This window comes from Mesorhizobium sp. M5C.F.Ca.IN.020.29.1.1, from assembly GCF_003997375.1.
GTDB lineage: Bacteria > Pseudomonadota > Alphaproteobacteria > Rhizobiales > Rhizobiaceae > Mesorhizobium > Mesorhizobium wenxiniae.
Map to the genome: position 1 here is coordinate 1 of NZ_RZSW01000152.1, position 11790 is coordinate 11790.

Consider the following 11790-nt stretch of genomic DNA (forward strand, 5'->3'; position numbering starts at 1 on the left):
ATTGTGCAAATAAGGAAAAGTGAAGCGTTTGAGGATATCCGCCTCCGTTAAGCAGTGTCTCTTGGCTCTTTATTGCCAGAATGCGGCTGTTTCGGCCCACTGGGCACTAAACGTGAGAATGTGTTCGCTCAGGCTTTCAAGTTAACTGGTCGACCGTGAACAATGAGCGGATTCTGGCGGCGATTGAAATCGGCCTGATCTGGAGCTCGGCGAGCAAAAGCCTAAAAAGCTGCCTGAGCCAGTTGAGCAGGAGCAAGAAGTTGTAGCCGGCCGCGGCCAGGATCGCGTTGTTGGCATCGCCCTGCTCGTGAGCGAGGTAGTTGCGGCCATCCGGCGTTCGGCCTTCATGTGGCCGACGACCGGTACGATCTCGGCGCGGCGTTTCTCTCGCGCTGCGCATCGTCCCAAACTGGAGCCTCGGCCCGACCATGCGAGCTACTCGCGCAGCGGATGGAGATGGGAGCCGACGAAATTCGGATTGAGGGGTCAAGGCAAAGCTCCCTCCAAGCGCTTGTGGCGTCTGGAGGAAGCTAAGGAGTAGAAACGGCGACGGCCAGCCAGGGAAGTACCGCCCCACTATTGTTGTGGAGCTGGCAAGGGGAAGCCGGGTGAGCATCTTCGCTGGAGCGACGCCCACGCTGGTTACAGCAGCGTTGAAGGCGCTCGGGTGATCCCGCCCGGCGCGCGGGTGTGGCTCTCGATGGGCCACACCGACATGAGGAAGGGTATGCGGGTCTTTGCTGGTGCAGCAGCACCTGGAGCGCGATCCCCACGGCGGCGATCTGTACGTTTTCCGCGGACCCTTAGATTCAAAAAATCTAGTTATGCTGTGCCAGCAGACAGAACTCCAAGGCTTGACATGCTGGGCACCAGCAGTACCGAAACGCCGCGAAAATTAATGAAACTTGAGAGTTTCAAGTTATCAGCTTCATGGTTCTCGCGCCGAATTGGAAATGAGGTGTCGGCCCCAGATTTTGATCTGTTGCCAAACAGGGCGTCTTGCATCAGTTCCGAGTATGGCTTTCGGTGGAAATGCTCGGCGAAGCCTGTGCGCTGCATCCAGCGAAGAACGGTGTAGAACTGCTCATTCACGCGAGCGCACAGAAATGTGCCGACAATACCGCGCTCTATGCCGTCGTCCGATATGCCCTCGAAGGGAGGGCCGTAGCTGAACCCGCGACGAATAAATTTTGGCGGGCCGTTGGGGAATCGGCTTCTGTTAGGAAATGTTAACTCGTCGTCGCGAGCGTTTACGATCCGAATATGTGCGGACAACGGGCAGCGAACCCCATTCGGATCATCAGCGAACCCAAAGTGGTCATCAAGGTCCGCGGTAGCCGGAGGCGCCGTTGGATGCCGCGCCAGCGGCGAGCCGTCCGGCCAGCGTCCCATCATCTTGGCCGCAAGCCAATCCCGGCGATGTTGTGGCGACACGATTCCGTCACCCGCCGCCGCATTATTGTCCAAGAACCGGTTAAAGGCCGCAACGTCCTGGTGGATCCAGGCCAAGCAGGCGAACGACCCGTCGCGGGCGAAGTCCTGCCAGGGCCCTGCACTCTGCGGCGAAACCTTGTAGCCGGGGCTGGGATATCCCATCACGAATTCCCGGAAGTTGGTGGTTCCCTGCACCTTCCCATCGTCCCAGTCCACCACGGGTGCCGTAACACCGTCGCGATAGCCGAAGTGAAGCACGCCACCGTCTGGACGCCGCCCGCTGAGCGCGCCGTTGCTGAAGGCGTTCAGCCTTAATTCTATGAGACCTGAAGTTTTTGCTGACTGGCGAAGATCAGACAGCGTCCTTGCCGCTTGGCCGTCATCATCGAATGCGGCATAGACCGCCATATGGATGGCGTCGCTCCCGAACCGGCCATCCCACCAAAGCTCCGGCGCGCTGGCGCCGATAAAGCCAAGCTGCTCCCGCACGGCCGGGTGATGTGGCGTCTGGTCAGTGAACCCGAAATCCAGCTCCAGCCGACCGGTCTCGGTATCAAGCGCTACGTGATCGGCCAGCAGCACGCGCAGTCCGAGCCAGGTAAAGCCGAAATTCAGCACTGGTCCAGCGAGCCTTAGCGGATCCTGAGCCCCGTGCGGCGTATGGGCGAGCCATCTTGCGACAAACCGCTGCGCGCGTCGTCCGTCCTCGATACCGAAAAGCAGCACTGCGTAGTGGGATTGGTGGTAGCGGTGGACGAGGAGGCCCTGCAGGTTTGATAGTCGGGGCTTCATCACGGACGTACACCGCTCAACATTCCAGCCTCCTTGCTCACTGGTTCGCGGCTTGACCCCTGACCAAAATTATCCGGCGTGAACGAGCGCGTCCTGCAGTGTTCGGACGGTTTTGTGGTCATAGGCAGAAAACAGCCATCCCGCGGGGCTGCCCGAGAAATCGAGCGCACCATCGGTCGCCATGCCCAGGCTGTGAACGTTATGCTTTTTTGCGTAGTCCCAGAACTTGTTAGTGTCGTTGACATCGGGCGCCTCTTCGGCGAGCGCAAAAATCGCGGCGAACACCGGGGTAAGCTTATCCCTAAAGAATTCGGTATATTCCTGATGATCGCCCTCGTATTCGGTGATCACCTGGATATACTTGTCATCGATAACTAGAACGCGAGCGAAGTGAACGATCCGGGATTCCTTGAGGGCCCTCTCAATTTCAGGCTGAACCGTATTTGCGAAGTTCTCCGCAAGTCCCCTCAACATGTCTTTCGAGGCGCGGTCCTGTTTCAACGGCAATGTGAGATTCAACGCATGCGTCATGCAAGCTCCTCCGGACTTCCTAGACCCCAGCTGACGATCATGCGCTTTACGGGATGATTTGGAAAGCCATACATTTGGCAATCTGAAGGTCAGATATCAGATTTATATGTCAGAGACATTTCTTCGCCGATTGCTGTCGATCTCATAGTATGATTATTTTGCGATATCGAACAGCACGAGGTTTGGGCGCGCGTTGTCGGCGTCACCTCGCAGTGTAGCCGCCTGACGTACGTTGGAGCTGTGAATGTCATTGAAGATTCTTGGATCCCCTAGTTAATACATGCCAGGCGGGACGACTTAGAGCTGCTTGAGACTGTGAGCTCGCCCTGATTGGACAGACCATCGACGCCGTTCGCGGGTATTTCGGCGTTGCAGATATAAACAGCCATAGCTCATGGCAAAGAACGAGGGCTGATCATGGCAAGGTCTCCATCCAAAAACAGAGCGGCAGTGCGCCGTCAGGGCGCCATCACGCCGCCCGAAACCGGGCACCCTCATCCTGATCCACTAACCACCGAGAAAGCGGAGGAGATGCTCGGCGGCGAACCCTCGCCATTGGACGCCGCGAACATCCCGGCCGATGCTGCGGCCAGCACGACGGAGACGCCCGGAGATTCGATCAAGATTGGCAATAGAACGTTCAGTGCCGCGCCGACGAAGCTCGGTGGTCGGACGCTCGACATTCTGCCTGACCTCCCGGACGTCCGCGACCGCATCTACCACCCGCGTCTGAGAGCGCTGAGCCCGAGCATCTATCCTCGCATTGCCTTCAAGGTGCGCGACCAGGGCGCTGCATCCAGCTGCACCGGCCATGCTCTGGCTCACGTGATAGACGGCCTGCTCCACCGGGAGAACCTGCTGACGACCCCGAAGCGGGTGAGTGCGCGCATGCTCTACGAAATGGCTAAGCGCAACGACGAATGGAATGGCACGACCTATTTTGGCTCAAGCGTCCGCGGCGCGGTCAAAGGTTTTTTTCGGAACGGCATCTGCAGTGAGGCGCTCGCCCCCGACGGCACCGAGGGCGAATGGACACTGACCTACGAGATGGCCAAAGAAGCGCGCGAAACCCGCCTCGGCGCATATTATCGCCTGCAGCCCGACCTTTCAGACTATCATGCCGCCCTTGAGGAGATAGGCGCGATCTATGCCTCCGCCCAAATACATACCAACTGGCAGAACCCGGGCGCTTGGCCGACGCAGGCTGGCGGTTCGTCAATAGAGCGCCAGATCAAGCCCGGCGGCGCCCCGGCGGGTGGCCACGCCTTCGTTATCGTCGGCTATGACGCGGAAGGGTTTTGGGTGCTGAATTCATGGGGGCCACAATGGGGCCGCAACGGCATGGCGCACTGGCTATACGAGGACTGGGCCGCCACAATGATGGACGGCTGGGTGTTACAGCTAGGTGTGCGCGCGCCCACGGCGTTCAGCGCCCTTCCGCGTGCGGTGCCGGCCGGTGCCACGACGCCGTACGTCGCCACCGGGCCAAACCGCGGTGACATCGTCGGGCACTTTATCAACATCGACGACGGCCGCTACATCACCAGCGGCCGCTACGCATCACCGAACGAACTTGAGATGAAAGAAACGGTCAAGCGGCTCGTGGATCCGAACTCCAACAAGGACCCCGGCGACGAAAATGGCAAGGGCTACGATCATCTCGTTATCTATGCGCATGGCGGCCTCAACACGCTCGACGACGAAGCGCACCGGATAGCCACCTGGAAGCGCAACGACATCTTCGCACGCAACAAAATTTATAACTTCCACCTAATGTGGGGTTCGGGCTTCGTCGACGAGGCTTTCGGGCGGCTTTCGCAAACCGAGACCGGGCGCGCGGGTGGCTTTCTCGGCGACCTGCTTTTTGAAACCATCGGCAAACCGTTCGGTAGCGCCGCGTGGCGCAACATGAAGCAGGATGCCAGCGCAGCGTTCACGCCGGACAGCGAGTATGACGGGGGCTTCCTCGGCCTTTCTCTGCTGCTGAAAGGCCTCGATAAGGCCGAGCGTCGCCCAAAGCTGCACCTCGTCGGGCACAGTGCAGGCGCGATCATGCTCGGCCAGTTCCTTGGCGCCTTGAAGCGTTTCAAACTGACGAACATGCAGCTAGGCAGTATCCATCTCATGGCACCCGCCTGCACAGTCGCTTTTTTTACAAAGTTTTACGGAAAGTACCTGACGGGTGACGGCGCGCTGCCGCTGGAGGACAAGATTTATCTCTATAACCTCAGCGGTCAGCTTGAACTGGAGGACAAGGTTGGCATCGGATCGCTGCCGGGCTACGGCCGGTCGCTGCTTTACCTAGTCTCACGTGCCTACGAGAATGAGGCGAATACCGCTCTAGCTGGAATGGAGCTATTTGCCAAGAAGATGCCCAAGTCGGAGCGGCTGTCCGTCAGCTATTCCAGAAGTGACGATACGAAATCGACAAGTCATGGCGGTTTCGACAATGACGCCTCAACGCTGACGACAATTATGTCGCGCGTGCTTGATGGTAAAGTCCCACGACCCCCCACGGCCAATGAACTGACGGGATACTGATCAGCACTCTTACGCTCAATCACCACTTTTGCCGGTTCAACAGCGGGCGCGAGCAGCCTGGAGGAATTGAAGGCGGGCTAGACGCTTGCTAGAAAGCGTGGGCAGGAGCTGTAGACCCGCGCCAGCAGGCGGAAGCGGTGACTGCGCCTCTCACTTGAGGCGTAGGATGATCAGGTCGCCATCTGCGCGATGATTGCCGCAGTACCAGCTTGTGCATGCGGGCCGGCGGGCTAAAAGTTAAGAGTGGTGCCTCCGACGCCTTATGGGATCGACGTAAGTCCCGTAGCGATTGTATCCACTTTGAACCCTGTACTAAACGAGCTTCTCTAACGGCGGGTCAACCGTCCAAGCTTCCATGGAGCGAATAACGATGTCGGCGCGTGCTCCAAGGCCATGGGTCGCCTCTATTTATAGAAATCGTGCGGCGCTAAGTCGTCTTTCCTGCCTGTTTACCAGATTTCCAATGTTATTTATACATCGAGCTTAAACACTTAGTATTGCTCCTGCGGAGCATGGCATGATTTGTTTGGCAAATGAGGACGGCGATTGATGTTGTTCAACTCGTCGCGCTATTCATAAGTGGTGGACGGCGCATGTTGGAAGAGAAAAGCTTCCGAAGAATAGCCTTGGTACACGATCCATCATTTGAATGTAACAGTAAGTAAGCTTTTTATAAATCCCGTTGATTGGATGTTCAGGTAGAGCGAAGTTCGATGTGAGGGAGGTCAGTCGGTTCGGGACTATGATGCCGAAGTGCTGAACTGGCCTCGTATGCAACTCGCCTGGCGCGCATTATGTTGCCTAACGGGCGATGATCCTCTGTCGCATGCCATGGGGAAAACGACAGGCGATCCACCTCCTCGCTTATTGCATGGGTGGGCGGATGATCCAGATCGCAATTTGGAATGCGGACTTTCGCAACTTTCACGAGTGGCGCGTCCCACGCGACAGAGGTGTCTTCGATCGGGGTGCGGGTATCGTCCACATAGAATTGGACCAGGAAGTCCAGCATAAGGTCCGCCCTGCGAAGTCTCTCGGCCAGTTCATCTCGAAGGAAGTTGGGTGTTAGGGGACGGCCTTCAGTCGGCTCAGTTCCCTCCGCGGGCATACCGTGAATTTCACGGCGTAGGGCCCAAGCTTGATTGGCGCAGTGCTGGAGAACTGCTCTCTGGCCATGCTGCGTACCCGACTGAGGATAACCGTACTGATAAGGGCCCTTAGGATGCGGAGGGCTTCGCGAGCGCCCACCGCGCGAGCGAGCGTGACGAGCATGGTCAAGCGGTTCTGCGAAGCTCGGATGAAAGCCATAAACTGCTCGATGTTTCGGACGGTCGATGTGACCGAATGGCTCGTGGCAAGGAAGTCCTGAGTGATCGCATCCTCCTGACCCGGCAACAATTTCGGTCCGTGGACTCCAATCAGCTTAATGGCGACGCCTCGCGGCTCAGGGTGTTTGTCCGGCCGAGGCGCGGGCCCACCGTTTGAAAACCGCACCAGTGCCGGGAATACCCGGGGCTCGCTGAACACTCCGAAACGCGCATGGTCCGGTAGATCAGCCAGGACCTGAAACTCGGCCACAAACCCCGCGTGGAGCTTGGCATGAAAACCACGGCGGAGCGGTCCGCCCGTCTCCGCGGCCACTTCCCTCTGCGAGGCCATGATCTCACGTGCGAAGCCCTCGAACAACGTGTCCTCGGATGCCCCAACTACCTCCCTCCACGCTGTGCTGGGAGGCTGAGCGGCCGTCGGGACCGCAGCAAGGTCGGCGGTTTGTGCCATGGTCTACCAGCTCTCCAGAGGACCAATTCTGCGTAAGGTTAGGTCAGGCGCGTCACAACTACAACGGGCAAATCTGCCGCATCAAGTATAGAGAGCAATTTCCAATGCCGTTTTATCATACCTTCGATTGCGGCGGATTGCGAGCTTCTATGCTCACGCCAAGGAAGGGCTCGCGCAGCCGACGGGATTCGAGAAGCGCACTATGTTGCTCAATGGGGTAAGCGCTCATTTGGCCCCCCTCGCATTCTGATCTGCTCGGCCTGACCTGACCATGCGAGACGCCTCCGATATGGACGGGGTCTTGTGCATGGCAAGAGAAGACAAAATGGACGTCCAGTTGGACGTCCCAAGTAGAGGCTATAGCGGCCGGCTTGAAGTGATCGAAGGTCCGACAGGCCGGCGGCCGCGCACGAGCGTTTCGTTGATGAACTGACCGCGCAGATTTCGAGTCGACGTCCAACCGAATTCAGATGTGCCATCCGCTGACATTGTGCGGCCGAAAACCGTACTGCTCCGGCTGGCAGTCGGCAATATCTCTGCAACGGACACCTCTGTATTTAGCGGTATCTTCTTTAAGTCGCCGACGCCAGCTCCAGGAATAAGGACGTCACCGTCCTTCTTGCATATTCGATGAGATCGCCGGCATTGCGAATTCTTGCATCCGGATCCGACACGCGGAAAACCTTTCCACGGAAACTCTCAGAGCCTGAATCAAAAAGGATGTTTTGATATCAAGCTCTTGCGAGCCTGCGTGTGAGCAGGCGAATGTGGGCGACGTATATCCAGGCTTCTGCGAAGGCGATAGATTTCTCCCGGTCCTTGGCCAGCCTGCGGCATCGCCCCAGCCATGCGAATGTGCGCTCCACGACCCTGCGGCGCGGCAGGACCTCGAAGCCTTGGCTCCGTCCGTCCGCTTGACGATCTCCAGGGGGAACGTGCCGATCTTTTGCAGCGCGCCCTTGAGCTTCGGCCCGGCATAGCCGCCGTCGGCGAAGAGGTGTCGCAGCCACGGCCAGCGTTCGAGAATGGTCTTGAGGGCAGCCGGTGCGCCGTCCCGGTCCTGGAAATCGGCGGCGTGGACGACGAGACCGACCATCAGGCCGATGGTGTCGACAACGATGTGACGCTTGCGCCCGTTGATCTTCTTTCCCGCGTAGAAGCCACGAATTCCGCCGCTTTCCGTGGTCCTGACCGATTGGCTGTCGATCACGCCCGCCGTCGGGCTCGCTTCCCGACCCTCAGCCTCGCGCGCGGCCATGACGAGGCTGTTGCTGATGGTCGCAACAAGGCCCTCCTCCCGCCAGCGATAGAAGTACTTCTGCACCGTTGAAAAGGGTGGGAAGTCTTTCGGCAGCAATCGCCACGCGCCGCCCGACGAGGCGAGGTAAAGAAGTCCGTTCACGACCTCGCGCAGGTCCGTCTTGCGCGGCCGGCCGGTGCGGTTCGCCGACGGCATCATCGGCGCGATCAGCGCCCATTCCGCATCGGTCAGATCGCTTGCGTAGCGGCCGCAACGCCGCTCATAATGCGCACGGGTGATTTCAGTCCAGGCCATCGTGATCTCCATCGAATCTCGCAAATCCGACGGAATCACAACCTGCTGAAATCACTCAACTCTTTTTTGAGCGGACACTCAGCAAAAATCATGACCGTGACAATTCATACATTTCCCGCACACAATATTATGCTCTCTTAATCACTCAAACCCATCCTGATGCGATTGTTCAAGCAAGCAGGTTAATCCTTTTTGCCAAGTTGATACGCATCATCAAGAGCCCTGATAGTGTTATTTTATCTCGGCTGAGGCGAAAGGTGTCGCCAGTGAGGATGATTGGGGCTTCGTAATCAAAATGGGAAGCGACAGAACGTTCGATCTCAGCCACGTAGAGTCCCGCGAGTACAAGCTCATGCTTAGGGCTGATCGATTTCGCGGCGGCGCAGATCAGCGCAGGAATTCCGTCGAAGAATGTTGGCGGAGTCTTTCCCACTCCGCCAACATTGTCGATGTCCACACGAGCGGCTTACCGAAGCGTGGCCGCGCCAAAAAGCAGCGCCTCGTGCGCTTCTATGACACGGACGAGCACTCGCTCTATCGCCAAGCCGGATTCATCCTGCGGCACCGGCGACCGCTACGGTCGGACGGCAAGTGGAATGTCACGCTGAAATTTCGCAATAGCGATTGGGTGCGGGCGAGCGCGCAGGCTTTTGTATCAGACGGAGGGGCCAAGTTCGAGGAGGATGTGAAAGCGCGTCCCACTGAAAACGGCTTCCAGTTCGTCCCACTGTTCAGCCGTTCAGCTGACGCGGCGACTAACCGCCTGCCTACGACGCTCGGCGAAGCCCTCTCGCGCTACACAGACCTGCGAGAGCATGAATTGCCTGATGCGTCCGCCGAACTGAAGCTTGTCCGCGGCTTTGAGGCCCGTGAAGAGGTTTTCGAAGGAATGGAACTGCGGGTTTCCGGCAGGGTGGAAGCCGAATGCGCGTTAATCATTTGGTCCCGCTCGGGCGGCGATCCTGAGGAAACGGTCGCTGCAGAGTTCAGTGCCCGGTACGAACTAAAACGAGAAAGCCGGTCGTCCAATGTCGCGACCCGAACCTGGAGCGCATTCACCGCGCTTTGCGCGAACCCAGACTGGGCTGAGCCGGGTGGTAAGACAAAAACATCTTTTGTGTACGACGAGGCCTGACGGGCTCGGGATTGTGTGTGAATGCGGATAATCGTGTGAAGGTGTCATTGAGGTACCCGTGTTGCCAAGCACTGCGACGTGACCACCGAAGAGAATCGTCGAGGCGGACCTTCACCGCATAGTCCTCGAACACGACGGACTGACCGATGCTTAAAACACGAAAGCGGGTGGCTTTCGGTACAGGGCACGTCCTCGCCGCCGCGCTGCACCACGACATTGCCGACAGGGCAAGAAAATCGGCGCGCGGACATCCGCCGTCATGGAACTGAGGTTTATCAAGGATCGCCAACGAGCAGGCATTGAGGCCGCCAAGGCCGAAGGCGTTTACAAGGGACGTGCCAAGACGTGGATGACGACGAGATCCGTCGCCGCATCGCCGCTGGCGCAAGCAAGGCCGGGGTCGCCCGTGACCTCAGGATATCCCGAATGACGGTTTATCACGCGCTTGATGCCATCCCGGACAAGACGGCACTACCGGAAAAGCCGCCATCCGCCACCATTGCCCTGCATCTGATTGTCGAGAATTTCAGCAAACGCGGGCGAGGCCGAAAGTCAGCCCGGGATCAGATTGAGGCGATGCTTGAGCGCGACTATGCCATGGTCAAGCTCGGCGATTGCGACTACCGGCTGACCGTGCCTTACGACACCGATCCGGACGGCGTTGGCCTCGACGAGGAAATCAATCATCTCCAGATGGGGATGTTCAATATAGCCGAGAGTTTCAGATGTTCCATCGAAACCGATATCCGTGAGATCGGTGGAAGACGCAGAGCCTGGTAGCAACGAACGTTCCCTGCCTGTTCTTCAACTTGGCCAAAATCGCAGCTTCGGGCCGACTGGGCCTGGTTAGAGGAGTAGATCCATGTTCGCCAACTGCCGGCTGGGTGCCGTACCATGTCAACGACGTCGCTGGTACCGAGACGTTTTACCGAGACGTGCTGGGCTTGGCGGTCCAGCGAATGGACGACGATGGCGGCGGCCGTCCATGGCTGACAGCTACGACGGTCAACGGCCTGGAATTGCTCTTCATCAAGCATGAGTCGCGGCCAGGCAACACGCCCATCGTCGTATTCGAGATCGCGGACGGCGGCCATCGACGACGTGGTCTCGGAGCTGGCGGGCAAGGGCGTCACGATCGTGACGCCGGTCAGTCATGCGCCGGGCGGCTGGTCGGCGGATATCCAGGACCCGGAGGGGCATGTCCTTTCGATGTACCAATCTGCGGACAAGCCGCGGAAACGGTCATCATCTGCGTTGGGAGCGCTCAGGGGTGTACCTCTATTACCTCGAGGGGATTGTTCAAACCGATAGCTCTAGCGCCCGCTTTAGGACGGAGTGAAAACGGTCAGCAACGCGGCTGAAGCCTTCGTCGGTCCCGTGGATTTCGTCCGCCCAGTCCGCCACCCGCGGCAGCGCGCCCCGGCAGTCAACAACGAATACCATCGTGCGGTCGCTGTCGCCGGCGATCGCCGCAAGGGTCGCGTAGAGCGCATCGATAAGGATGGTCAGCACCTCCCGCCGCAGCGTCTGGTCAGCGATGCCGCGCGCAGCTAAGGCGGAGCCGAGCCACTCGTCGCGCGCGGCCCAGCGCGGCCGGCGCGGGTCCAAGGCGCCGCCCTCGAGAAAGGGATGCGGGAACGGATAGTCGTAGCCGTGGATGATAATCGGCAGCCGCGCCATTCCCGCCTCGGCCCGGATCGTGCTGATCAGCTTGGTGTAGGCGTCGGCGAGATTGGCGAGCACGACGCGCAGTTTGTCGCGATCGATCAGCTCGCCCGCCCCGGCGCCTTGGCGGAATGGCCTGAGAATCCCGAGCAGCGAGGAGTTGCCGTTCTCGTCCTCGCCGATGACGTCGTTGCCTGCCGCGGAGAATAGGAACGCGCGCACCTCGTCCGGGAAACGCCTAAGCCCGTCGAGGTATTCCGGGCGCAAGTCGACCATGTTGCGGGCGGTGTCGCCGGCGGCGTCGAGGCTCCAGATCAGGTACGCACCGCCGAGATGGTCGACGACGTCAGTGATGAGG

Annotated in this window: 9 protein-coding genes and 1 pseudogene; 3 read left to right on the plus strand and 7 right to left on the minus strand. The window is 59.0% G+C overall.

Going from position 1 to position 11790, the window contains the following annotated elements; all coding sequences use genetic code 11:
- Window positions 1-136 precede the first annotated feature (136 nt).
- From EOA85_RS14510 to EOA85_RS14520, 3 genes and pseudogenes are all read right to left on the minus strand, one after another.
- Window positions 137-390 (minus strand): annotated as a pseudogene (locus EOA85_RS14510) (hypothetical protein); the annotation flags it as partial.
- Between the two features lie 432 nt (window positions 391-822).
- On the minus strand, window positions 823-2052 hold the full coding sequence (locus EOA85_RS14515; RefSeq protein ID WP_245485757.1) for a hypothetical protein: 1230 nt from the start codon (window positions 2050-2052) through the stop codon (window positions 823-825).
- 243 nt (window positions 2053-2295) lie between these two features.
- On the minus strand, window positions 2296-2757 hold the full coding sequence (locus EOA85_RS14520) for a hypothetical protein (protein WP_127209895.1): 462 nt from the start codon (window positions 2755-2757) through the stop codon (window positions 2296-2298).
- Between the two features lie 417 nt (window positions 2758-3174).
- Between EOA85_RS14520 and EOA85_RS14525 the strand changes: the two genes are divergently transcribed.
- Window positions 3175-5298 carry a C1 family peptidase gene (locus EOA85_RS14525; protein ID WP_245485759.1) on the plus strand — a complete coding sequence of 708 codons (2124 nt, stop codon included), beginning with the start codon at window positions 3175-3177 and terminating at the stop codon, window positions 5296-5298.
- A 1065-nt stretch (window positions 5299-6363) separates the two neighbouring features.
- On the opposite strand, the gene EOA85_RS14530 is transcribed toward EOA85_RS14525, so the two are convergent.
- From EOA85_RS14530 to EOA85_RS14540, 3 genes are all read right to left on the minus strand, one after another.
- Window positions 6364-6984, minus strand: coding sequence for a hypothetical protein (locus EOA85_RS14530; protein WP_127209896.1), 621 nt, complete (start codon window positions 6982-6984; stop codon window positions 6364-6366).
- 824 nt (window positions 6985-7808) lie between these two features.
- Window positions 7809-8632 (minus strand): IS5 family transposase gene (locus EOA85_RS14535; protein ID WP_245485760.1). Its coding sequence is split into 2 segments (ribosomal slippage): window positions 7809-7981 and window positions 7981-8632, totalling 825 coding nucleotides; the frame shifts between segments, so codons are not numbered across the junction.
- A gap of 169 nt (window positions 8633-8801) precedes the next feature.
- On the minus strand, window positions 8802-9089 hold the full coding sequence (locus tag EOA85_RS14540) for a hypothetical protein (RefSeq protein WP_127209897.1): 288 nt from the start codon (window positions 9087-9089) through the stop codon (window positions 8802-8804).
- A 45-nt stretch (window positions 9090-9134) separates the two neighbouring features.
- Here EOA85_RS14540 and EOA85_RS37470 point away from each other — a divergent pair, with 45 nt between their 5' ends.
- Window positions 9135-9767, plus strand: a complete 633-nt coding sequence (locus EOA85_RS37470; protein WP_164759660.1) for a hypothetical protein — start codon at window positions 9135-9137, stop codon at window positions 9765-9767.
- Between the two features lie 426 nt (window positions 9768-10193).
- The gene (locus EOA85_RS14545; protein ID WP_245485762.1) at window positions 10194-10547 is read left to right on the plus strand and encodes a hypothetical protein; all 354 of its coding nucleotides are present in this window, start codon (window positions 10194-10196) and stop codon (window positions 10545-10547) included.
- 519 nt (window positions 10548-11066) lie between these two features.
- Here the strand turns inward: EOA85_RS14545 and EOA85_RS37475 are convergent.
- A partial coding sequence (locus EOA85_RS37475) for a hypothetical protein (RefSeq protein WP_164759661.1) occupies window positions 11067-11790 on the minus strand: 724 nt, incomplete at its 5' end.

Excerpts from the sequence above, each read along its gene's own strand:
- EOA85_RS14520 (WP_127209895.1), bottom strand. The coding sequence starts at position 2,757 with ATGACGCATGCGTTGAATCTCACATTGCCGTTGAAACAGGACCGCGCC.
- EOA85_RS14525 (WP_245485759.1), top strand. The coding sequence starts at position 3,175 with ATGGCAAGGTCTCCATCCAAAAACAGAGCGGCAGTGCGCCGTCAGGGC.
- EOA85_RS14545 (WP_245485762.1), top strand. The coding sequence starts at position 10,194 with ATGACGGTTTATCACGCGCTTGATGCCATCCCGGACAAGACGGCACTA.